Genomic DNA, 23,685 nt, shown 5'->3' on the forward strand with positions numbered 1-23,685 from the left:
ACGCAGAACAGCATGGATCGCATCGAAGTCACCGAACACGGCCGCGTCACCGGCCATCTGATCCGCGGCGTCACGCACGCGCAGAAAACCTTCCGGCCGAGCGACTGGCCCGAGCGCCTCGCGGGCGTCATCACGCTGTTCGTCGGCGAGCGGCGGCCCGGCTATCCGTGTGCGCTGTCGCGGCTCGCGATGCCCGTCGTCGACGGCAACGTCAAATGCCTCTTTGTGTCGGACGAATTGCGCACCGTCTGCGCGGACGCATTCGACTTCGCGATGCAGTTCGCCGCCGACAACGACCTCCCCGTCGTGCTTCAGACCGCGCCCGCGCTGACGGTGCGCTGACGCGCGAGCCCTCCCCTTTTTCGCTGCGAAGGCGCGTGCGCGCAGGCCGCCGCACGCCCTTTCATCCGCGAAATGAATCGTCAGACGATTGAAGGGTTCGACACATGACCACGCTGCGACAAGGGTTCCCGGCGCAGCCATCAAAAAAATTGATCGTCACGATGAAAATTATGCGTTTTCCTTGCAGGTTGCCGTGATGCATAGTTGCGTCGTGTTGACGCACCTTTGAGTCCTTCAGTCATGAACATGCGAATCGAGCCTTCCGTGCTCGCGAACCCCGACCTGCAATTTGCGACGCTTTCGTCAGGCATCAGCCTGCCGTATGTCGAGCGGGGCAGCGGTGCGCCGATGGTGTTCGTGCACGGCTCGTTGTGCGACTACCGCTACTGGGATCCGCAACTCGCCGCGCTGTCGGCCCACTACCGCTGCATCGCGCCGAGCCTCAGCCACTACTGGCCGGCCGTCGAAGCGGGCATCCAGGACGAGTTCAGCTGGCAGAACCACGTCGACGAGCTCGCCGAATTCATCGACGCGCTCGATCTCGGCCCCGTGCATCTCGTCGGCCATTCGCGTGGCGGCAGCGTCGCATTCAACGTCGCACGCCAGCATCCGCACCTCGTCGAATCGCTGACGCTCGCCGATCCGGGCGGCCCGCTGCAACAGCCGGGCGTGCGCGAAGCCGCGCTGCCGGCCGCCGCACTCGCGCTGCGCACGAAGGCCGTGAACCTGATCGGGCAAGGCGACGTCGAATCCGGCCTCGAGATGTTCGTCGATTCCGTGAGCCTGCCGGGCGCGTGGAAGAAAAGCACGTCGCGCTTCCGCACGATGGCGATCGACAACGCGAGCACGCTGCCGAAGCAACTGCGCGACCCGCTGCCCGCGTATTCGCAGCACACGGCCGGCGATATCGCATGCCGCACGCTGCTGATCGACGGCCAGCGCAGCCCGAAGATGTTCCGCAACAACGTCGATACGCTGACGCAGTGGATCGGCAATGCGCAACGACAGACCGTCGCCGGCGCGTCGCACGGGATGAACGCCGCGAGCCCCGCCGTGTTCAACCGTTACGTGCACGAGTTCGTCGCCGCGTAAGTGCGCTCGGGCGGCTTCTGCACCGCCCGTTCTCCTCGTTGTCCAACGACGATGCGGATACGCGCCGCATCGCGTCCTCCTCAACCGCCGTGCGTCACCGGCGCGTCCGTCCCGTAGATCTGCCTGCGCAATTCCGCCAGCCGCGTATCGAGCGCCACGCGCTGCTGCTCGCGGTCCGGCACCGTGCGCACCACCTCGTCGATGATCTTGCGGCTCTGCGCGACATAGTCGGCATCCTGCCGTTCGCGCGCGGGCGAAGCCGGCCGCTCGCCCATCGCGAGATCGCGCAGGTGGTCGCGCAACGCGTCGCTCGCGGCCTGGCGTGCGGCGGCATCCGGTTCCGCATCCTGCAACAGCAGATCGGCGAGGCCCGACGCCTCGCGCGGATCGAGCCTGCCCGCATCGGCATCCGCACGCAGTTGCGCGAGCAACGAACGGGCGCGCGCCTGACGGTCGGACGCGTTCAGCGCGTCGCGTTCGTGCGCATAGCCGTCGAGCTGCGCGCGGAAATTGACCGGCGACGCGGCCGCTTGATTCGTCATGGCGGATTCCTGGCTGACAACGATGGAAGAAGCGGCTTGCGGCGCGCCGCCCGGGCGGCCGCTCCACCACACGACGGCCGACGCGACGGCGCCTGCCGCCAGCGCGACCGTGCCCCAGACGATGATGGTTCGGCTCATCATGCGGCTCCTGTCACACGCGCGAAGAGCGGATCGGTCACGCTCGCCGCACCGGTTTCGACATGGCCGGCCAGCGTACGCAGATAACCGGCATCCGCATCGATCGTCACGCTGAAGTCGTACCAGCCGCCGCTTGCCGACAGGTTCAGCACCGTGTCGACGGCGGCACCCGCCGCGACCGTGCCCGAACGCGGCGCGGCGCCGTAGCCGTTGTCCGTGAGCGTCGCGACCAGCGGCGTGCGGCCTCCATTGCGCATTCGCACGGCGAGATTGCCGTCCGGGCGATACGCGACCGTCACGTCGAACAGCGGCGCACTCGTCGTCGCACCGCCCTTGAAGCGGCGGAAGAAGCCGTTCGGCCCGTACGCGGCGAGGTCGTAGCGCCCCTGCGTGTCACGCACCGGCCACCACTGGTCGCTCAGCACGCGGCCGCTCTGGATCGTGTAGAAGCGCGGGCCGTTCTGCGCGATCGCGTCGTGCACATGGAACACCGCCGCCGACGTTCCTGCCGCGTTGCCGGGCACGGCCTTGCCGTTGTTCGCGAAGCTCACGTTCAGCACGCCGGCGCGCGTATCGAGCGCCGCTTCGACGAACAGCTCGTACGGCACCGCGCGCAGCTTGCGCTGCCCCGGTTCCTGCACCGGCAGCGGCGCGTTCTCGGCCGGATAGCTCGACGGATAGCTCGGCTTCGCGAGGTAGTACTGCACCCAGTACGCGTTGTCGAGCTGCGCCTTCGTCGCGGTCAGGTCGAGCACCGCCGGCGGCACCGTGCGGTCCGCATCACCCGCGAAGTCGAAGGCCGAAGTAAGGTCGCCGCATACCGCGCGACGCCACGGCGTGATGTTCGATTCGTAGACGTCCGGATGATCGTCGCCGAAGCGCTTCTCGATGAAGCGGATCACCGACGTGTGATCGAACACTTCCGAGCAGGTCCAGCCACCCTTCGACCACGGCGAGATCGCGAGCAGCGGCACGCGCGTGCCGAGCCCGATCGGCAACCCGGAAGCCTGCTCGATCTCGCCTTCGACGCTGACCGTCGACAGCCCCTTGCCGGCCTTCCACGGCGGCACCGGTGCGGTCACGTGATCGAAACGGCCGTCGCCTTCGTCGTAGCAGATCAGGAATACCGTCTTCGCCCATACGTCGGGGTTCGACGTGAGCGCATCGAGAATCCGCGACACGAATTCCTCGCCGAACGACGGCCCCCACCACGGATGCTCGGACGACGAGAACGGCGGTACGATCCACGACACCTGCGGCAGCCGGTTCGCGAGCACGTCGTCGCGCAGCGACGCGATGCCGCGCGCGGTCAGCCCGCGCTGGTTGAGCGGCGAATTCGACGCAGCCGACTTGTACTGCGAAAACCACGCGAGCGCGTTGCAATCGTAGTTGTTGGTGTTGTCGATCCAGTAGCGGCTCGACAGGAAATTCCATGCGACGTTGAACGAGCCGACGCCGCCTTCCTGATACACGCGCCAGTCGATACCGGCCTGCTGCAGCCGCTCGGGGAAGGTCTTCCACGACACCGTGCCCGAACGGTCGCCCATCCAGTTCGACATCGCGACCTGGCTGCCGTCGGCGTTCGGCGACGAGCGTCCCGTCATCAGGTAGAGCCGGTTCGGATTGGTCGGCCCCATCATGGACTGGTGATACGCGTCGCAGATCGTGAACGCGCTCGCGAGCGGGTAGTAATACGGCAGGTCGGTGCGCTTGAAGTAGCCCATCGCGTCGGGCCACTGCACGGCCATCCACTGGTCGTTGCGCCCTTCGTTCCACAACTTGTGGAACGCATCCCACTCGTGGTTCTCCGGCATCATCCACTGCGCCCACGTCTTCGACGTGTCGAGATGCCAGGGCACGTAGTCGCGCCCCTTGTAGTTCTGATACCAGACGGCCTTGCCGTCGGGACGCGCGACCGCGCGCGGATCGTTGAAACCGCGCACGCCCGGGAACGTGCCGAAGTAATGGTCGAATGCGCGGTTTTCCTGCATCAGCACGACGATGTGCTCCACGTCCCGGATCGTGCCGGTCACGCGGGCCGGCTCGACGGCAAGCGCGCGGCGAATGCTTTCGGGCAACGCCGCCGCGAGCGCGGCAGCGCCGGCCGCCTGCGCCGAGCGGGTCAGGAACGTACGGCGATCGATACGCGACATCGGCAATCCCTCCTCGTTTTTCTGGCCGGACGGGGATGGTCATGCAGGCGGCATCCGCCGCGTGCGGGCGATGCGCGGCCCCGGCGCCGCAATGCGGTCCGAACAGGCGCGCGGCGCGTCGACGGCCCCCTCATGCCCGCCGCGCGTGTCATCGATCTGTTGGATTCTAGAAAGCGAAATCGGACAGTTTTGTTAAGACGCGACAAAAAACCAGACGATTGCGACATTAGAAGTCCTCTACAATTTGTTTCGTCATGCTCCCGACATCGATGACATGTGCCGCACCAACGAAAAACGGCGGACGCTTGCGCGTCCACCGTTCGTTGTCACGCCGCTCGGCTCGTGCGGCCTACCACACGGCCGGCTCCGGCTGTGCCTTGCGCGTGACCGAATCCGGCAAACCGAACACGGCGTCGAACGCCCAGTTGTATGCGAACGTGACGATCGGGAAGAACACGATCAGCACCGCGTCGTACAGGAACGCCTGCAGCAGCGACACGTCGAGCCACCACGCGATCAGCGGAATCAGGAACGTCACGAGCGCGACCTGGAACCCGATCGCATGCAGCACGCGGCGACCGACCGTGCGCGTCGTCGCCGCGCTGCGGCGCTCCCATGCCTCGAACGCGAGGTTGTACAGGAAATTGACGGTGACGCCCGTCGTCGAGATCATCACGCCCAGCAGGCCGCTTGCCGAGGCGCTCGCACCGCTCAGCATGCCGAGCACCGACGACGCGACCAGGATGCCGAGCAACTCGAACATCACGACATACACTATGCGTCTCTTCCACCCTTGCATGACCATCCACCTTCATCTCGAACAAGGTGGCGAGACTATCAGCGGGCCCCCGTCCGCCAAAGTCAGGTCCTTTCAATTTTTCTGACAGGAGGCCCGTGCATGCTGACCAGCGACCACATCGACATGCTGCTGACGGTCATCGACAAAGGCTCGTTTTCCGCAGCCGCTCGAGCGCTCGGCCGCACGCCGTCGGCGATCAGCATGGCGATCGCGAACCTCGAGGCCGAACTCGACCTCGTACTGTTCGACCGCGGCACGCGCGAACCGACGCCGACCGCCGCGATGGCCGCGCTGCTGCCCGACGCGCGCGCGATCGCCGAACGGCTGCACGCACTGCGTGCGCATGCGCAGCATTTGTCGGAAGGCGTCGAAGATACGCTGCGGCTCGGGCTCGCGGCCGAACTCGACGGCGCGCCGGTCGCCCGCGCGCTGACGGCCGTGGCCGCGAAATATCCGGCGCTCGCGATCAGCATCGTCACGGCGCCGCAGGACGCGATCGTCGACGCGCTGCATCGTTCGGCCGTCGATCTGTGCGTCGCATACGGCGGGCTCGACCTGCATCCGCAGGAACAGATTCACGCGCTGTGGACCGAAACACTCGTCGCCGTCGCCGCGCCGAGCCATCCGGCCATCGCCGAATGCGCGCAACCCGAGGCGATCGAGCGGCTGTCGGGGTTCCGGCAGATCGTGATCGCCGATCCCGAGCGGCCGCTGACCGACGTGCGGCCGTTGATCGGCAACCGCACGTGGAAGGTGACCGACATGGCGACCGCGATCGCGCTCGTGAAGGCCGGGCATGGCTGGGCGAACTTGCCGGAATCGATGATCGGCCGCTACGTCGCCGACGGCGAACTCGCGCCGCTCGTGTTCGCGAACATCCGCAACGGGCTGCCGTTGCCCGTCTATCTGCGTCGCCAGAAGCACACGGGGCTCGGCAAGGCGGCGAGCGAACTGGTGCGCGCGCTGCGCGCGGCCGCCGACCAGATCTAGCCCGGCACATCAGTGCTCGACCACACTCCTCGCGGCCAGGTAAGAATCGAGTAAGCATCGCGGCCTACAGTGAGTTCGTTCAAGCGACACGGCGGCCGCATCGGCCGCACTCCAGCCGTCGCTCGCCAGATCAGACGAAAGGAGAACGCGTGGTCAGCCGGCCAGCCATGAGGGACGTCTGCGCGATTGCGCCGAACGGAAGCCGCGTCAGCTGGCATCCGCCGCAGAAGTGGAGAAGGCAGCCCGTTGCGCCGTCGTTCGCCGCGGTCTCGATCGAGCACTACATTGCCGGCGCCACGGAAGTCATCGATCTGGAAACGACCGGCCCGATCCTCGGCATGTACCTGCAGGCGCCCGCGACGCTCGAGATGCGAACGAACGGCGGCCGGTGGGCGCCGACCCGCATTCGCGGGCCGCTGGCCTATGTGCCGCCCGGATTTTCGTTTTCCGGCCGATGGTCCGACGAAATCGAGTGGATCTCCGTGCACTTCGACCCGTCGTGGCTGTCGCGAACGGGCCTGCAGACCGACGTCTGGTTCGCGTCGGCGGCGCTCCGGATGGACGTGATCGACGACCTGCTCACACAGATCGTCCGCAGCCTCCATGAAGACGCCGTCGCGGGAATGCCGCAGGGCCCGACCTATGCGGAAGCGCTCGGGTCAGCCGCGTTGCACCGCATGCTGCACCTGGAGGCGCGGCCGCAGGCGAAGCAATATGCGCATGCCGGCATGATGCGCCAGGCCTGCGAGTACATCCGCGACAATTTCCAGGGCCCGCTGACGCTGATGATGGTGGCCGATGCCGTCGGCTACCCGGGCGATCTCTATTCGTTCATCCGGAGTTTCAGGAAGGCCAACGGGCTGACACCGCACCAGTACATCATCGAGAGCCGCCTGCAGGCGGCGCGAGCCCTGATCGAGCGCGGACAATGCGACATCACGGAAGCCGCGCTCGACTGCGGCTTCTCGTCGGCCAGTCACTTTTCGGCGACGTTCCGCAAGCGGTGGGGCGTGTCGCCGTCGGAACTCAAGCCGCGTGCCGCGATCGTCATGCCAGAGGAAGCGACAGAATCCACAGGCCGCTGATCGTCAATGCGATCGTCAGGACCAGAAGCGGCAGCTGACCGACGATCGGCCTGCCGGCAGGATGGCCGCGCCTGAGGGCGATCGCGTGAGTCAGCATCACGCTCAGGATGTGCCCGGCGAGAATCAGCAGCACCTGCGCATGCCAGATGTAACCGACGTTGATGAGCGCCTGCGCCGCCGATAGCTGATCGTCCAGGGCCGCCACCGGCAACAGCGTCCAGCCGAGACCAAGCGGATCGGACACGAGCCGGACGATCTGCCGCCCTTGATCCCAGAACAGCGTGAAGTAATGGCAGACGTTGTAGAAGAACGCGATCGGCAGCAGTATCAGGCAGAACTGCCGCGAGAAGGACGCACCGCCGGACGATGACCGCGCGCTGATCGCGCCCAGCGTGCAGCAACCGCGGAACAGCAGGTAATACACGACGCCGACGGCCGCGAATGCGAGCCATTGCCACGTCAGCAGAATCTCCGCGGAATACGCATAGTTCTTCCCGAGCGTCGGAAGCAGATCGACGATGTGTGGATAGATGCTGCGCCAGAAAAACGTGTTCCACGTGGCCGTATCGCGCAACCCGTCGTAGGCCGTCGACGACAGCATGAACGACAGAAAGGCGACGATGCTGGCGTCCGCCGGTGCGTCGTGCGACATGTCCGCAATCGGGTTCCTCGGTTCGACGATCGCGTGACGGCTCTCGCCCCGACGCCACCTGAGCGGCGACAGCTTCGCGCAAAGCCTGCATAGCAGGCCGAACGTATCGAAGCACGCGAGCCATCGCTCGCGCCCGAAGCAGAAGGCACCGATCAGCGCATACGCGACATACGCGACGAGGAACAGACTGACGTCTCGCGGCCGCCCCGCCCCGAACAGTTCCAGCGCGATGAGTGCGACGTAGCCGCCCAGCGCAGGCCACGATGCGAGGCGTTGCGGATAGCGATAGCGCCCGCGCTCCAGTGCGGGGAAACAACGCGCGGCGATTCGCAACAGCAGCGCGAACGGGTTGGTGAACGCATAAACGTCGCCCAGTATCGCGCTGACATACAGCGAGCCCAGATAGAACCAGATCCAGAAGCCCGACATCGCAAGGTTCAGGAACGGGTTCGCGGTTCCCGCGATGCCGGCGACGATCATGAGCGCGACGAACACCGCACTCGCGACTTGCCCGGCGCTCACGAGCGAAGCCGGGATGCGCAGCGCTGTCTTCCATGTTCCCGATCGCCCTGCCGAATCAGGCGCATGCGTGCCCGATGCAAACGCCAGGATCATGAAGGACACCATCAGCGTGCCCGCGGCGGCATACGCATAGAGCCACAACGGCACCGGCAGGTAATACGGAATATTCCACGCGTGGGCGCTCGCCGCGGTCGGCAGGCACGCGACAAACCACGCGAGCCATGCGGTCGGCCATCCCTTTCTGTGCCACGCGGGGGCTTCGACGCGGCCCCTCGCGCGGGCCGATTCATGCGCGCTATCGTCAGGCATTTCAACGTCTTCCCGCTTAGTAGTCCGCAGACGAGACCCATCCCGTCACCTTCCAGCCGGCGCCATTGCGCTTCTCCGACACGATCCCCACGGTGTCGTACGGTGAGTCGAGCAGTTTGATCAGCGCGACGGCGCGCGGACTGCCATCGCTCGAACGCGGTAACGGAAACACCAGGAAAGGCAGGACGGGAGACGGCTTGTCGCCCTCCACGATCAGCGGCAGCACGGCGTCATTCAACGACTTGAACACCTCGAACGATACGCGGCTGCGTGCCGGTGTGGAAGAACGTGCCGCCGAATGCGGCGCTCCTTCAACGGCCAGATAGCTGCCGTGATCCCTCGACCGCCATCCGACGAGCGCGTCGACCAGCGCATCGTCGGGCTTGTGCCCGCGCCCGGCCGAAAGAGCGGGCAGCCAGCGTTTGTCGACCGGCGATGTCGTGACCCAGTCGTTGAAGAAGCCCGTGTAGAAGTCGACGAGATCCTTGTCGACACCCGCCTGCGTCGTCGGTGGCAGCGGCGTCGGCAGGTCGCGCCGGCCGTGCCATCGGACAGCTTTCCACGCGGGCCCGTCCGGCAGGCTGATTCCGTCGAGAAACGACGTATCCGCGACGCCGTTCGCGATGAACCAGTCCGACTTGGCCCGTTTCGTTCGCGCATCGACAAAGACCGGAAGCCGTTGCCGGACCTGATCCCAAGGAGTCGCCTGCCGGGCCGATCCATCTATCTTCGGATACCTGATCATCTGAAGGTAGGTCTCCTTCGCCATCTCCTCCACGTCGGCGGGCCGACGCCAGGTCAGGTCCTCAGCGTGGCTCGACGGTGCGCCTTGATCGAGCGGCGCGGCCATCGCCAGACCGCCATCGCATTCGATCCCGTCGCGGCGCCAGTCCGGCACCGAAGGCGTGCCGCGATGGGCCCACGAATCCTGCCACGCATGGAGCGCGCGGCCGAATTCGCCGAGCATGAACGCGGCCTTGCCACCGCCGGCCTTGCCGAGCGCCGCGTCGACTTGCGCCAGCGCGGCCGGCCCGCCCGGCACCACGGCGCGGGCCGGTGCGTCGGCCGGCACCTTGCGCTCGGCCGGATAGTGACGCGCCTGGGCATCGTCGGCATCCGGGACGAAGCGCGACAGGCACGCGTACTGCAGCGGCGACGTCATGTACTCGATCGACCCCGCATCGATGCGCTGATCGGCGAGCGCAATGGCCTCGGCGTCGCGCGGCGCGAAGCCGGCCTGCCGCGCGAGCCACAGCGTGAGGCCGAAGTGCACATCGGCTTCGAAACCAGCACACGTCAGCGGCATCGCGAGCGCAGTCGCGCAGACCAGCAGGCAACGGCGGAGGTGCGTCAATTGCCGATCTCCGTCGCCTTCGTGCTTTCGGGGAACGGCCAGCTGCCGCTCTCGAACGACAGGACGAGCATGCCGTTGTCCTGGCACGCGGTGGTCAGCAGATGGCGGTCGAAGTCGAAATCGAGGCGCGACGCGCACCAGTCCGGCCCGCCCGCGCGGTACTGGCCGAACATCAGATGTGCCGAGCCCGCCCCCGGCGACTTCGCGGAAGCCGGGTTGTAGTAGGCGATCTCCTTCGGCTTCGACGGGTCGCGAATGTCGAACACGCGAATGCCGGAGTTGAAGTAGCTGCACGCCAGCGCGGTCGCGTTTTGCCGGTTGTCGACGCTGCAGTAGTGCGCGCCGTACGTGAACGTGGACAGGCCCGCGATATCGGGAATGACCTTGCTGCAGTTCGCGATCGCGTGCGTTTCGAGCCGGAGTTCCGACACCAGCTTCGGCGTGGCTTCGCTGGACATGTCGTAGATGTGCCCCATCGGGAACGGCGCCACGCCGGCATTGCACGCGGCCTTGACGGCCGTGGCGCCGGGATCCTGCAGGCCGCCGGCCCCGCCTTCGTCGACTTCGATCAGATACGGTTTCCCCGCCACGGCGAACGAGATCGTATGTTGCGCAATGCTGCCGTCCCGCACGGGTACCGTCGCGATCCGGTGCATCTGCGCATTGGGACGCCGGCTCTGCACTTCGCTGGTATCGACGACGAAGAAGCCGTTGTCGCCGGTCGCGTTCGCGTCGTTCAGCGGCGGCGCGCCCATGCCGATGGCCGTGCCGCCGTTGCCCGACGCGACGAAGTACGCGCGGGTTCCGTCCTGGCTCACCGACAGGCCGTGCGAAATGTTGCCCATGCCCAGATCCGCCACGCTGATGGCGGAGATCATCTTCGGCCGGGTCGGCACGGTCAGGTCGATTGCGTAATAGGCTTTCGTGAAGGCGCCGCCGACGTAATAAGTCAGCCCGTCAGGCGAAAATCCGCCTTCGTGACCGAGCGGCTTGGTGGTCGGCACGATACCGCCGTCCGCGCCGGTGCCGACGGGCACGCTGGCCAGCAGTTGCGGCCGTGTGCAATCCGAAGCAATGTCGTACAGGTCGATCTCGGGGCCGCCGCCCCCACCGAGCCCGTTGTCGGCGGCCAGGATCCCGCGCGCGACGTTCACGCGCAGCGACTCCCACGGATCGATCATCGACGTCGACGTCAGCGAACTCACGCGCACCGGCTGCGCCGGGTTGGTGATGTCGATCACCGGCACGCCGGGGTTCACGCGCGGCGGTGCGTCGGGATTGTTGAACAGCGCGTTGGCGCCCATCGTCGCGTGATAGAAGCAGGTCTGGCCTTTCTTGTCCGTGTAGGTGGCGGCCGACCACGACGCGCCTTCGCCCTGCACCTGGCTGACGCGCTTCAGGTTGCAGTTGAAGCCGCCGAATCCGGCCTGCCGGAGCGCGGCCGGCACCTGCCCTTGCAGCGCGGTCTCGGGCGTATCGCCCGGGCTGCAGCTCGGCACGCGCGGCACGACATAGTCGGCCACCGATACGGTGGATGCGGCCGCCGGCGTGTCGTCGGCTTCTCCGCCGCAGCCGGCCAGTACAAACATGCCGAGCGACAGCGCAATCGCTGCGCGAATCGGGAATTGCATCGTTGTCTCCTTCCGTCTTGTTTGTCGTGATGGAATTGCGTTACGGTCACGGCCCCGGATAGATTTCGATCACGGCGACTTCGATCGGGTCGCCTGTCCGGGTGTGGAAATGCAGCGAGAAACGCCCGGTGATACCGACCGGGAAAATGTCCAGCGACTGCGTGCGCCCGGACGCACACGCCGCGAACGCACCCGGTATTTCGTGCGCCATCAGCACGCCGTCTTCCTGCGCACGCACGTCGAGATGCACCGGCACGCCTTCGCGAATCGCGATCACGGGCCGCTCCCACGGCGCCCTGTCGCGGTCCACGTAGACGGAGAAATGCTGTCGCTCCGGCGGCACCGGTGATGCCCGCGACACATGCCGCGCGACGCCATAGGCAAGCAGCAGCGTTAGCGCGATCGCGATCCATGCAAGCGCCCGGCTTCGCCGCGGCAGGCGCCCTGCCTCGATACTCGTGCTTCGTTCCATGAGCGTTCGTGCCACACGTCGTGGCTCCGTCAGGCCGCCCGTCAATCGGGCGGATTTGATATCGATGGATGGTAGGGATCGGTGCCGCGGCGAGATATCGGCTTATTGCGGACTGTCGAGAAATTGCGTACCGAGTAACCCGAGTAGCGGCGGCGGATGAAGGCCCGCGCCGAGGTCGTTTCGGCGGGTGGCGGGTGGCGGGTGGCGGGAAAGAAAACAGGAATCTGCCGGGACGTGTCGCCCGGGGATCGCATCGATGGCGGCGACAGGCTGTCTGCCGACTGAACGCAAGATGCTGTAACGCAGCCAACGAACCAGGACACACGCAACAACGCGCGGCCCATTGCAGCCAACGACAGATAACCGGTGCGGCGGCGGTCACGGCCGCACCGCCGGTCGATGCCCGACGGCTTGACCGTTAGTTGCGATTAACGAAAGCCAGTCGCCGCACTCTGGATCGAATCGACGAGCGAAGCGTTGTCATACCGTCGCCCGGCAATGCCCCATCCGCCATCGACGGCATGCACGACGTTCACCCACACTTGCGCCGGCGTCAGCCGCCCGCCAGCGCGATGCAGCACGATCTCGGTCGCCCGTTCGACGAATTGCCGCTGCTTGTCGGGCGCCGCGAGCGCCACGGCCGGCAGCTTCAGCTCGACGAACGCCGCGGGCTCCGCGCGGCCATGCACGAAGGTCCGGTTGCGCGGCAGCACGTTGAGCGTGCCCACCACGTTCGGCGCCAGGAACCCGTTCCCGGTCAATCCTTCGACGTCCAGCAGCGCATCGGTCAGCTCGGCAAACACCGGCCCCTCGTCGTCCGCCTTGAAAACCCCTTCGGATACTTTGACATCCTTCTCGGCTTGAAAGCCGGAAATTCCGGCAGCGCTCAAGCATGGCATTAGGCCACCCCTGAGTCGCTTCGGTGGGTTCCTGCTGCTGGCGACCTTACTGCACCGCTCACTTCACAGGCGCAACGGGCGTGTCCCGCCCTGAGAACATTAATCGCACCGACGACATCGGCGTGCTCCTTGACCCCGCACGCCACGCACTCGAACTGCGATCGCGTACGGCGATTGTCCGGCGAGACATGCCCGCAACACGGACAAGTACGGCTCGTGTACCGCGGCGGCACGGCAATGAGCCAGCCGCCGTTCCACGCCAGCTTGTAGTCAAGTTGGCGACGGAACTCGAACCACCCCTGATCGAGGATCGCCTTGTTCAAGCCAGCCTTGACCCGAACCTGCCTGCCCGGCTTCTCGATAGTGCCGGCCGCCGACCTGGACATACTCCGCACCTGCAAGTCCTCGATACACACCATCGCGTGGTTTTTGCTGATCGTGGTCGTGGCCTTGTGCAGGTAGTCGCGGCGAGCGTTACCGATCTGGGAATGAATCCGCTGTACACGTGCTTTCGCCTTCCTCCAGTTGTTGCTGAATTTCAGCTTGCGGCTCATCGCCTGCTGCGCACGGCGCAGCGCGGCTTCGTGTCGCTTGAAACTGTTAAGCGGCGCGTAAAACGTGCCGTTCGAGAGCGTAGCGAAACGCGCTACACCCATGTCGATACCAACTGCATCGCCGTGCGGAATCGGCGGCTCGACCTCGCGCTCGGTCTGAATCGACACATACCACTTGCCGCACAATTGGCTCACGGTGATGTTCTTCACCGTACCCAGTACATCCCGGCTGTTGCGATAGCGCAGCCAGCCGAGCTTGGGCAGGAACAGGCGGCTATTGGTCCGATCAAGCTTGACCTGCTTCGGGTCAGGATAGCGGAAGCTGTCGCTTTGCCCTTTCCTTTTGAAACGCGGAAAGTCGGTCCGTTTGGCGAAGAAGTTGGCATAGGCCCGCTCCAAATTCTTGAGCGACTGTTGCAGCGGGTGAACCGGAGCATCGGCCAGCCACGCAGTTTCATCACTGTTGCGCCATTCCGTGAGCAGCTTGCACAGCTCGGCATAGCCCAATTTTTTTTTGTCCTGCGCATGACGCTCCTTCTGCAACGCCAATGCCCGGTTGAACACGAACCGGCACGAGCCTGCGAAGCGGTGCATTTGCCGCTCTTGCTGGCCGTTTGGGCGTAGCTCGATCTTGTAGGCTTGAAGTCGTTGCATGATCCAATCGTACCCATGTCTATGAGCGATGGCAGCAAGATCCGGCATGGACGGCTATGACGTCCGCACTATCCTCCCCCACCCTGAATCGCGACGCTTGTCGCGCACTAGGGCCAGTCATCAAAGTGTCCTCCGGGCTCGGCGACACGCCCGACGACGACCGCGCGACCGCGCGATCGCATTCCTCGCGCTGCTGTCGGGCGGCGTCACGCTCGCGCGCGCGGTGCGCGATCCCGAACTGGCGCAGCGCATCGCCGATGCGGTCGGCCGCTACGCGGTCGTCATCGCCGAGCGTACGGACGTGAAGCCCGAGCAGCAGGCATGACGAGCAAGAGCGGCCAATAAAAAACCCCGATCCGCGTTGCCGCGGACCGGGGTTCGTCTCTTCGATCAGCTACCTGCCTGAACGGCCCTTGGCGGGCCGTTGCTTCAACGCGCGGCGACCTCCGCCTTGACGGCCGCCGCATCGCCGACCGCTGCCGGCGCCGCGCCCCACCCGCCGCCGAGCGCGCGGATCAGGTTGACGGTCGACACGGCCTGCGCGCCAGTGAGCTGGTTCGCCTGCAGTTGCGACTGCAGCACCGAGCGCTCGCTGTCGATCACGTCGAGATAGGCGACTTCGCCTTCCTGGTACTGCGTGCGCGACAGCGTCGCCGCACGGCGCGACGCGTTGACGGCCGCGTCCTGTGCGCGGATCTGGTCGTCGAGCAGGCGCAGGTCGGAGAGATTGTCCTCGACCTCGCGGAACGCGACGAGCACCTGCTGCCGGTAGTTCGCGACCTGCTCGTCGTACTGCGCGCGCGCCTGCTGCACGCCGGCCGCACGGCGCCCGCCGTCGAACAGCGGCAGCGTCAGCGCGGTGCCCGCGAACGGCCCGAGCAGGAACGTGCGGCTCGACCACATGAACAGGCTGCCGAGCGTCGACGCTTCATAACCGAACGCCCCCGTGATATCGAGCTTCGGGAAGTACGCCGACTTCGCGAGGCCGATCCGCGCGTTCGCGGCCGCCATGGCACGCTCGGCCGCCGACACGTCCGGACGGCGCTCGAGCAGCGCGGACGGCAGGCCCGGCGGAATCTTCACCGCGACCGGCACGATCGGCGTTTCCTTGAACCCGAAATCCGCCGGCGCCTTGCCGAGCAGGATCGCGAGCGCATGCTCGGACGCCGCACGCCGGCGCGCGACGCCGACCGCATCGGCCTGCGCGCTGGCCAGCTCGTTCTTCGCGCGCGACACGTCGAGCTCGCTGATGTCGCCCTCGTTGAAGCGGCGCTGCACGAGCTTCAATGCCTGGTCGCGCAGCTCCACCGTGCGGCGGTACAGGTCCTGGTCGGAATCGAGCTGGCGCAGTTCGAAGTAGTTCTGCGCGACGTCCGCCTGCAGCGCGAGCTGCACCGAACGGAACAGCGCTTCGCTCTGCGCCTGGTCCGCACGCGACGCTTCGACGTTGCGGCCGACACGGCCGAACAGGTCGGCCTCGTACGAGACCGTGCCCTGCGCGCGCCACAGCGTCGCGTTGGTCGGGCCCGTGCCCTGCGGCTGGAACTGCGAGGCCGACGACAACCCCTCGCGCGTCGGCCCGAACCCGGCGCCGACCTGCGGGAACCATTGCGAACGCGCCGAACGTGTCGCCGCACGCGCTTCCTCGACCCGCGCGGCCGCGGCCTTCAGGTTCTGGTTCGCGGCGAGCGCCTGAGTCTCGAGCGAATCGAGTACCGGGTCGCCGAACACCTTCCACCATTCGCCGCGATGTTCGCCGTCGGCCGGCTCGGCCGTCTTCCACGTGCCGGCCTGCTCGCCGGCGGCGAGCGTCGGCGCTTCCTTGAATGCGGCGGGCGCCGCGGCATCCGGACGCTTGTAGTCGGGGCCCACCGCGCACGCGGCGAGCAGCGTCGCGAGCAGGGTGCTCGCGGCCGCCACCTTCGCAAAGCGCATCAGGCCGTTCGTGTTGTGCAAGTCATTCATTTTCTTGTCCTCAAGCATCCGGAGCCGGCACGCCATAACCCGCCGAATCCTTGCCGGCAACATGGATCTTGCCGCCCGCGAGCGTGCGCAGCACGACGTAGAACACCGGTGTCAGCATCAGCCCGAACAGCGTCACGCCGAGCATCCCGAAGAACACCGCGACACCCATCGCATGGCGCATTTCCGAGCCGGCCCCCGTCGACGTGACGAGCGGCACGACACCCATGATGAAGGCGATCGACGTCATCAGGATCGGGCGCAGCCGCAGCCGGCTCGCCTCGATCGCGGCCTCGAACGGCGTTCTGCCGTCGTGTTCGAGCTCGCGTGCGAATTCGACGATCAGGATCGCGTTCTTCGCCGACAGCCCCACCAGCACCATCAAGCCGATCTGCGTGAAGATGTTGTTGTCGCCCTGCGTGAGCCACACGCCCGTCAGCGCCGACAGAATGCTCATCGGCACGATCAGGATCACCGCGAGCGGCAACGTCAGGCTTTCATACAGCGCCGCGAGCACGAGGAACACGAGCAGCACGCTGATCGGGAACACATACATCGCCGAATCGCCCGCAAGAATCTGCTGGTACGTGAGGTCGGTCCACTCGAACCGCACGCCGCGCGGCAGCGTTTCATGCGCGATGCGCTCGATCGCGGCCTGCGCCTGACCCGACGAGAAGCCCGGCGCCGGGCCGCCGTTGATGTCGGCCGCCGTGTAGCCGTTGTAGCGCACGACCATTTCCGGGCCGAACGTCGGCGTCACCGTGACGAGCGACGACAGCGGCACCATCTCGCCCTTGTCGTTGCGCGTCTTCAGCTGCAGGATGTCGTCCGCGCGCTGGCGGAACGGCGCGTCGGCCTGCACGCGCACCTGGTACACACGCCCGAAGCGGTTGAAGTCGTTCACGTACAGCGAGCCGAGATACACCTGCATCGTGTTGAACACGTCGGTCACCGGCACGCCGAGCTGCTTCGCCTTCACGCGATCGAGGTCGACGTTGAGCTGCGGCACGTTGATCTGGTAGCTCGTGAACAGCGGGCCGAGTTCAGGCGCCTGCTGCGCACGCTTGATGAAATCGTTGGTCGCATCCGCGAGCCGCGCATAGCCGACCGCGCCGCGATCCTCGATCTGCATCTTGAACCCGCCGAGCGTACCGAGGCCCAGCACCGGCGGCGGCGGGAACACCGCGACGAACGAGTCCTTCATCGCGCCGTACTGCTGGTTCAGCGCACCCGCGATCGCGCCCGCCGACAACGCCTTGCCATGCCGCTCCGAGAACGGCTTCAGCGTGACGAACACGATGCCCGCGCTCGAGCTGTTGGTGAAGCCGTTCACCGACAGCCCCGGGAACGCCACCGCGCTCTCGACGCCCGGCTGCTTCAGCGCGATCGAGCCCATGTCGCGGATCACCTTCTCGGTACGGTCGAGCGACGCACCGTTCGGCAGCTGCGCGAACGCGATCAGGTATTCCTTGTCCTGCGCGGGCACGAAGCCGCCCGGCACGACCTTCGACACGAGCACGGTCGCGCCCACCAGCACGAGGTACACGGCCAGCATCGCCGTCTTGCGCGACAGCACGCCGCGCACGCCGCGGCCGTAGTTCTCCGCGCCGCGATGGAACACCTTGTTGAAGCCGCGGAAGAACCCGCCGAGCACGCGGTTCATCACGCGCGTGAGCCAGTCTTCCTTCTCGCCATGCCCCTTCAGCAGGATCGCGGACAGCGCCGGCGACAGCGTCAGCGAGTTGAACGCCGAGATCACCGTCGAGATCGCGATGGTCATCGCGAACTGCTTGTAGAACTGGCCGGTCAGGCCCGACATGAATGCCAGCGGCACGAACACGGCGACGAGCGTCAGCGCGATCGCGATGATCGGCCCGCTCACTTCCTGCATCGCCTTGTAGGTCGCCTGCCGCGCGTTCATCCCGCTCTCGATGTTCCGCTCGACGTTCTCGACGACCACGATCGCATCGTCGACCACGATCCCGATCGCGAGCACCATCCCGAACAGTGACAACGCGTTGATCGAATACCCGAACGCCAGCAGCAGCGAGAACGTGCCGATGATCGACACCGGCACCGCGATCAGCGGAATCAGCGACGCGCGCCAGGTCTGCAGGAACACGATCACGACGATCACGACCAGCGCGATCGCTTCGAGCAGCGTGTGCACGACGGCCTTGATCGACGAGCGCACGAACTGCGTCGGGTCATAGACGATCTTGTAGTCGACGCCCGCCGGCATGTCCTGCTTCAGCTCGGCCATCGTCTTGCGCACTTCGTCCGAGATCTGCAGCGAGTTCGCGCCCGGCGACTGGTTGATCGCCATCGCGACGGCCGGCTTGTTGTCGAGCAGCGAGCGCAGCCCGTATTCGGATGCGTCGAGCTCGATCCGCGCGATGTCGCGCAGGCGCGTGACGCCGCCGTCCGGCGTCGTCTTCACGACGATGTCGCCGAATTCGTCTTCCGTCTGCAGACGGCCGCGCGCGTTCACCGACAGCTGCAGCGGCGTGCCGGGCAGCGACGGCGATGCGCCGATCACGCCGGCCGCGACCTGCACGTTCTGCTCGCGGATCGACTGCACGACGTCCTCGGCCGACAGCCCGCGCTGCGCGACCTTCTGCGGATCGAGCCACACGCGCATCGCGTAGTCGCCCGAACCCCACAGCTGCACCTGGCCGACGCCCTGGATCCGCGACAGGCGATCCTTCACGTTGATCAGCGCGTAGTTGCGCAGGTAGGTCATGTCGTAGCGGTTGTCCGGCGAGATCAGGTGGACCACCATCGTCAGCGTCGGCGAGCTCTTCACCGTCGTGATGCCGAGCCGCTGCACGTCTTCCGGCAAGCGCGGCAGCGCCTGGTTCACGCGGTTCTGCACGAGCTGCGTGGCCTTGTCCGGATCGGTGCCGAGCTTGAACGTGACGGTGATCGTCATGTTGCCGTCGCTGTTCGCCTGCGACTGCATGTAGAGCATGTCCTCGACGCCGTTGATCTGCTCTTCAAGCGGCGACGCGACCGTCTCGGCGATCACTTTCGGGTTCGCGCCCGGGTACTGCGCCTTCACGATCACGGAAGGCGGCACGACTTCCGGATATTCCGAAATCGGCAGCAGGAACATCGCGATCACCCCGCCGAGCAGGATGATCACCGATAGGACTCCTGCGAAGATCGGCCGGTCGATAAAGAATTTTGAAATGTTCATGTGTGGCTCTGTCTGGTTGAACGCGGATGCGAAGCGGCGGGCCGCTTACGAATCCGCCTTCGCCGGTGCGGCCGGCTTCGCGTTGTTCGCGAGCGGCGCGGACGGCGCATCGCCGCCCGTCATCGGGACCATGTGCGGCTTCACCTGTTCGCCGGGGCGCACGCGCTGCGTACCGTTCACGACCACGCGGTCGCCTGCCGAAAGGCCGCTCACGATCACGCGCCGGTTGCCGTGCTGCATCCCCTGCTGCACTTCGCGGTACGACACACGGCCCTGCTGGTCGACGACGAACACGAACTTCTTGTCCTGGTCGGTGTTGATCGCCGCATCGTCGACGAGCAATGCGTCGTGCGGCGCGCTGCCGCCGACCTTCACGCGTGCGTACAGGCCTGGCACGAGCGCACCGTCCGCATTGTCGAAGCGTGCGCGCACGCGGATCGTGCCCGACGACGTGTCGAGCCGGTTGTCGACCGAATCGATCTCGCCGCTGCGCGAGTAGCCGGTTTCGTTCGCGAGGCCGAGCTCGACCGGCACCTTGCGGCCGCTGCGCGCGCCGTTGATGTATTGCAGGTAGGTCTGTTCGTCCGCGTCGAACGAGGCGTAGATCGGCGACACCGACACCAGCGTGGTGAGCGGCGCGGCCGACGCGCCGGCCGACACGACGTTGCCGAGCGTGATTTCCGCGCGCGACACGCGGCCCGACACGGGCGCGGTGATCCGCGTATAGCCGAGGTTGATGCGCGCCGTTTCCAGCGCGGCGTCGGCGGCCTTCAGGTTCGCCGCCGCCTCGCGCGCCGCGTTCTGCTTCTCGTCGTAATCGCGCTTCGCGATCGCGTTGTCGCCGATCAGGCGCTGCGCGCGCTGCCAGTCCGTCTGCGCATAGCCGTTGCGCGCCTGCGCGGCGGCAAGCTGGGCGGCCGCGCGGTCGGTTTCGGCCTGGTACGGGCGCGGATCGATCACGAACAGCACGTCGCCTTTCTTCACGAGCGCGCCGTCCTTGAAATTCACCGCGACGATCGTGCCCGATACCTGCGGGCGCACGTCGACTTTCTCGACCGCTTCGAGGCGGCCCGAATAACTTTGCCAGTCGGTCACGGTCTGCGGCACGACGGTCGCGACGTCGACTTCAGGCAGCGGCGCGGCCGATTTCTCGGGCGCGTTTGCGTTGACGCGCATCGCGCCGAACGTGCCGAGGCCGACGACGGCGAGCGTCACGATCGCCGCGGTGGCGATTCGCGAGCGGGAGGTGCGTAGGATGGCCATGTGGATCTCCAGTAAACGTGGATTGGTTTTGGTTATTCGGAACGGTTCGGCTGGCGCGCCTGGAAGCGGCACTGGAAGAAGCGCACGGCTTCCTCGAAGGCGGCTTCGTGCGTCGCGAGCGCGGCGTGCGTGATGTCCGGATAGCGGATCACCTGCGTGAGCACGCCCGACGAGATCAGGCAGCCCGCATATTTCTCCGCTTCGACGTGCAGCACGTCGTTCTGCGCGGTGACGACGAGCGTCGGCGGCAGGCCTGCCAGGCGCACCGATTCGAGCGGCGCCGCGTACGGGTGCATGCGCTGCGCGGCCTGCGGCAAATACGCGCGATAACAGGCCGCGCATTCGCGCGCGGTGATGTCGGATGCGAGGCGTTCGGCGTCGCCGATGCGCGTCATGCTCGGGTCGAGCATCGGCCCGAACAGCGCCTGCGCGGCGATCGACACTTCACCGCGGTCACGTGCGATGAATGCCAGGCAGTTCGCGAGCTGGCCGCCCGCGTCGTGGCCCGCGACCCCGATCTTCTTCGGGTTGCCGCCGAACGCGCGGGCACGCGTCGCGGCCCACACGGCCGCGCGATACGCATCCTCCGGCGCGGCCGGAAAAGGAAAGGCCGGCGCGAGCGAATAATCGACCGACACTACGAGAGCTGGTAAGCGTTCTGCTAAAAAACGCGCGGCGAAATCCGCGTCTTCGAGCGAACCGCGGACGAAGCCGCCGCCGTGGAAATAAAGCACTACTGGCAACCCGGTCTTGTCCGGGCGGCGGTAGAGGCGCAGCACGATGTCCTGTGCGTAGCCGGGAATTTCCACTTCGGCGACCGTCAGCGCCGTGCCTGCCAAGGCTTGCGCGGGCAGTGCGGCTTTCAGGAATTTGCTGAATTCAGAAGCGTCCATGACGATGCAGCATCCATTTCGAGATGGAACGAATTCTGGGTCCGGCAGACATTGGGATAAATGCCTATAATCCGGCAACACAATTCAACGCCCCCGAACAATCCGAGGCTGCGTTTACCCACGAGGTAGCGCAGCCTTCTTGTTCCGGCGGCAAATTAGATTGCGGAGGTTGTGATGGACCGGCTTCAGGCCATGCAGGTGTTTACTCGCGTCGTCGATACAAGCAGCTTCACCAAGGCAGCAGAAACGCTCAGCTTGCCGCGGGCGTCCGTCACGACGATCATCCAGAATCTCGAAGCCTTCCTCGGCGTGCGATTGATGCACCGGACCACGCGCCGGCTGTCGCTCACGCCGGACGGCGCCGCGTACTACGAACGATGCGTGCGGATCCTCGCGGACGTCGAGGAAACCGAAGCAAGCTTCCAGGCCAACAACCGGAAGCCGCACGGAAAGTTGCGTATCGACATGCCCGGTTCGATCGGGCGGCTGCTCGTGATTCCGTCGCTGTGCGAATTTCATACGCGCTATCCGGACATCGACCTGCAGCTCGGCCTGTCCGACCGGCCGGTCGACCTGCTGCAGGAAGGCGTCGACTGCGTGATCCGCGTCGGCGCGCTGCAGGATTCGTCGCTCGTCGCGCGCCGCGTCGGCCTGTTCGAATGCGTGACGGTCGCGTCGCCCGACTACCTCGAGCGCCACGGCGAACCGCAGACGATCGACGACCTGAGCCAGCACAAGGCCGTCAACTACTTCTCGAGCCGCACCGGCCGCACGATCGACTGGACGTTCCTGACCGACGGCAAGGAAGTCGAGATGAAGATGGACAGCATCGTGTCGGTGAACGACGCGGATGCGTACGTGACCTGCGGGATCGAAAGCTTCGGGCTGATCCAGCCGCCGCTGTTCATGGTGCTGCCGCACCTGCGCGAAGGCCGGCTCAGGGAAGTGCTGCCCGGCATCAAGCCGCTGCCGATGCCGATCTCGGTCGTGTATCCGCACAGCCGCCACCTGTCGCCGAAGGTGCGCGTGTTCGTCGACTGGGTGGCCGAAGTGTTCGACCGTTGCCCGCTGCTGAGCGGCAAGGGCAGCCTCGACGCGACGTGCAGCAAGCGCACGTTCGAGGAAGCCGAACGCGCGCCGGCGCTCGACACGCCGGTCATCAACGAATGGGTCGCGTAATCGTCTGAACTGCGCGCGCGGGCCGCGAGGCCCGCGCGTGGTCCCGCCTCCTCGCCCGCCTCACCCGCCTCACCCGCCTCACCCGCCTCACCCGCCTTCAAGCCGCCATTCCGCGCGGCGCAGCCGATCCTTCCCGATTCCGCAGCAAACCTTTGTGTCGCGAGCAGCAATCGCCCGCGTGCGCCGTCGCGCGTGGCCGCCGCATCCGCGCGAGCCCCGCTGCACGGGGCTGCCCGCGATTTCCGCATAACCCTGCCGTCCGTGCGGATGTCGATTGTTCCTTTGCGACGACAAATCAATTCGCGTCTGCCGCATTTATCGCGACGGAACAGATACCTAGAGTAAACCCTGTCGCGCACCTCGTTGCGCATCGAACAGATCCCGCTCGATGGGACCGGAGCAAGCGCTCAGCCGCCAGCTCCGAAACCGCCAAGCATGGGATCCGAGTAAGCGCCGAAGCGCTAACTCATATCGCCCGCAAAGCATGGGATATGAGTAAGCGCTGAAGCGCTAACTCATATCGACACAGGAGTTACGCCATGAACCGCCGCAACCTTCTTTCCGCCCTCGCCCTCACGCTCGCCGTGTCCGCACCGGCCTTCGCCGATTCGGCCACGCCGCACGCCGGCGACTACGGCAACACGTCGTGGTACTCGCAGCACTACGGCCCGCGTACACGCGCCGAAGTAAACGCGGAAGTCGAGCAAGCGCGCAAGGACGGCACGCTCGCGTACCTGCGCAAGGCGACTTCGTATCCGCAAGGGCTCGAACTCGCGCAAGGCCCGTATCGCTCGATGCCGGAAAGCAACCAGCTCGCCGGCGGGGGCCGGTAAACGCGCAACGCCGCGCAGCGGGTTGCCCCGTGCGCGGCGTCGCGACACACCTATCGACGACTCGCTGAGTCAGTTAGTTGCAGGAGCACATCATGAACGACCAACTTCCCTCGCCGCTCGATCACTGGGACGACACCACGCCGGTCTGGACGCCTTTCCGTTCGGCCC

General features: G+C 66.2%; 20 protein-coding genes. 7 read left to right on the plus strand and 13 right to left on the minus strand.

Features of this window, described 5'->3' with window-relative positions; genetic code table 11:
- Positions 1-12 precede the first annotated feature (12 nt).
- Both HWX87_RS13425 and HWX87_RS13430 read left to right on the plus strand, forming a co-directional pair.
- Complete coding sequence (locus HWX87_RS13425; protein ID WP_176047553.1) at positions 13-342, plus strand: DUF3579 domain-containing protein; 330 nt, start codon at positions 13-15, stop codon at positions 340-342.
- A gap of 240 nt (positions 343-582) precedes the next feature.
- A complete protein-coding gene (locus HWX87_RS13430; RefSeq protein ID WP_176047554.1) occupies positions 583-1,434 on the plus strand; it encodes an alpha/beta hydrolase in 852 nt (283 codons plus the stop codon).
- An 80-nt stretch (positions 1,435-1,514) separates the two neighbouring features.
- Here HWX87_RS13430 and plcR read toward each other — a convergent pair whose 3' ends face one another.
- From plcR to HWX87_RS13445, 3 genes are all read right to left on the minus strand, one after another.
- A complete protein-coding gene (plcR, locus tag HWX87_RS13435) occupies positions 1,515-2,114 on the minus strand; it encodes a phospholipase C accessory protein PlcR (protein ID WP_176047555.1) in 600 nt (199 codons plus the stop codon).
- Positions 2,114-4,267, minus strand: a complete 2,154-nt coding sequence (locus tag HWX87_RS13440; RefSeq protein WP_176047556.1) for a phospholipase C, phosphocholine-specific — start codon at positions 4,265-4,267, stop codon at positions 2,114-2,116. Before HWX87_RS13440 ends, plcR begins: the two co-directional genes overlap by 1 nt.
- Positions 4,268-4,616: 349 nt before the next feature.
- The gene (locus HWX87_RS13445; protein WP_176047557.1) at positions 4,617-5,066 is read right to left on the minus strand and encodes a PACE efflux transporter; all 450 of its coding nucleotides are present in this window, start codon (positions 5,064-5,066) and stop codon (positions 4,617-4,619) included.
- A 99-nt stretch (positions 5,067-5,165) separates the two neighbouring features.
- Between HWX87_RS13445 and HWX87_RS13450 the strand changes: the two genes are divergently transcribed.
- Both HWX87_RS13450 and HWX87_RS13455 read left to right on the plus strand, forming a co-directional pair.
- Positions 5,166-6,056, plus strand: coding sequence for a LysR family transcriptional regulator (locus HWX87_RS13450; protein WP_176047558.1), 891 nt, complete (start codon positions 5,166-5,168; stop codon positions 6,054-6,056).
- 167 nt (positions 6,057-6,223) lie between these two features.
- Positions 6,224-7,141 carry an AraC family transcriptional regulator gene (locus HWX87_RS13455; protein WP_244137664.1) on the plus strand — a complete coding sequence of 306 codons (918 nt, stop codon included), beginning with the start codon at positions 6,224-6,226 and terminating at the stop codon, positions 7,139-7,141.
- Here the strand turns inward: HWX87_RS13455 and HWX87_RS13460 are convergent.
- The 6 genes from HWX87_RS13460 to HWX87_RS13485 all read right to left on the minus strand — a co-directional run bounded on the left by HWX87_RS13460 (position 7,104) and on the right by HWX87_RS13485 (position 14,188).
- Positions 7,104-8,624 (minus strand): hypothetical protein, encoded by a 1,521-nt coding sequence (locus HWX87_RS13460; protein WP_176047560.1) that lies wholly within the window; start codon positions 8,622-8,624, stop codon positions 7,104-7,106. The genes HWX87_RS13455 and HWX87_RS13460 overlap by 38 nt on opposite strands.
- A 16-nt stretch (positions 8,625-8,640) precedes the next feature.
- Complete coding sequence (locus HWX87_RS13465; protein ID WP_244137665.1) at positions 8,641-9,978, minus strand: DUF6765 family protein; 1,338 nt, start codon at positions 9,976-9,978, stop codon at positions 8,641-8,643.
- Positions 9,975-11,609 (minus strand): hypothetical protein, encoded by a 1,635-nt coding sequence (locus tag HWX87_RS13470; protein WP_176047561.1) that lies wholly within the window; start codon positions 11,607-11,609, stop codon positions 9,975-9,977. The genes HWX87_RS13465 and HWX87_RS13470 overlap by 4 nt, the downstream gene beginning before the upstream one ends.
- 46 nt (positions 11,610-11,655) lie before the next feature.
- On the minus strand, positions 11,656-12,081 hold the full coding sequence (locus tag HWX87_RS13475; RefSeq protein WP_176047562.1) for a hypothetical protein: 426 nt from the start codon (positions 12,079-12,081) through the stop codon (positions 11,656-11,658).
- 428 nt (positions 12,082-12,509) lie between these two features.
- Positions 12,510-12,971 (minus strand): Tautomerase enzyme, encoded by a 462-nt coding sequence (locus tag HWX87_RS13480; RefSeq protein WP_244137666.1) that lies wholly within the window; start codon positions 12,969-12,971, stop codon positions 12,510-12,512.
- Between the two features lie 8 nt (positions 12,972-12,979).
- Positions 12,980-14,188 (minus strand): RNA-guided endonuclease TnpB family protein, encoded by a 1,209-nt coding sequence (locus HWX87_RS13485; RefSeq protein ID WP_176047563.1) that lies wholly within the window; start codon positions 14,186-14,188, stop codon positions 12,980-12,982.
- Between the two features lie 46 nt (positions 14,189-14,234).
- Here HWX87_RS13485 and HWX87_RS13490 point away from each other — a divergent pair, with 46 nt between their 5' ends.
- Positions 14,235-14,513 carry a hypothetical protein gene (locus HWX87_RS13490; protein ID WP_176047564.1) on the plus strand — a complete coding sequence of 93 codons (279 nt, stop codon included), beginning with the start codon at positions 14,235-14,237 and terminating at the stop codon, positions 14,511-14,513.
- Positions 14,514-14,617: 104 nt separating this feature from the next.
- Here HWX87_RS13490 and opcM read toward each other — a convergent pair whose 3' ends face one another.
- From opcM to HWX87_RS13510, 4 genes are read right to left on the minus strand one after another with little or no spacing between them, the layout of a single operon-like run.
- Positions 14,618-16,153: a multidrug efflux transporter outer membrane subunit OpcM gene (gene opcM / locus HWX87_RS13495; protein ID WP_176047565.1), complete on the minus strand. Its 1,536-nt coding sequence runs from the start codon at positions 16,151-16,153 to the stop codon at positions 14,618-14,620.
- Between the two features lie 10 nt (positions 16,154-16,163).
- Positions 16,164-19,349: a multidrug efflux RND transporter permease subunit CeoB gene (gene ceoB / locus HWX87_RS13500; RefSeq protein WP_176047566.1), complete on the minus strand. Its 3,186-nt coding sequence runs from the start codon at positions 19,347-19,349 to the stop codon at positions 16,164-16,166.
- A 45-nt stretch (positions 19,350-19,394) separates the two neighbouring features.
- Positions 19,395-20,612: a multidrug efflux RND transporter periplasmic adaptor subunit CeoA gene (gene ceoA, locus HWX87_RS13505; protein WP_176047567.1), complete on the minus strand. Its 1,218-nt coding sequence runs from the start codon at positions 20,610-20,612 to the stop codon at positions 19,395-19,397.
- A 32-nt stretch (positions 20,613-20,644) separates the two neighbouring features.
- Positions 20,645-21,505, minus strand: coding sequence for an alpha/beta hydrolase (locus HWX87_RS13510; RefSeq protein WP_176047568.1), 861 nt, complete (start codon positions 21,503-21,505; stop codon positions 20,645-20,647).
- Positions 21,506-21,679: 174 nt separating this feature from the next.
- On the opposite strand from HWX87_RS13510, the gene ceoR reads away from it, so the two are divergent.
- Positions 21,680-22,684 (plus strand): putative multidrug efflux transcriptional regulator CeoR, encoded by a 1,005-nt coding sequence (gene ceoR, locus HWX87_RS13515; protein WP_176047569.1) that lies wholly within the window; start codon positions 21,680-21,682, stop codon positions 22,682-22,684.
- A 539-nt stretch (positions 22,685-23,223) separates the two neighbouring features.
- Complete coding sequence (locus HWX87_RS13520; RefSeq protein WP_176047570.1) at positions 23,224-23,517, plus strand: DUF4148 domain-containing protein; 294 nt, start codon at positions 23,224-23,226, stop codon at positions 23,515-23,517.
- The last annotated feature ends 168 nt before the right edge of the window (positions 23,518-23,685 follow it).

The sequence above is a fragment of the Burkholderia sp. BCC1644 genome (genome assembly GCF_902833225.1).
Lineage (GTDB): Bacteria > Pseudomonadota > Gammaproteobacteria > Burkholderiales > Burkholderiaceae > Burkholderia.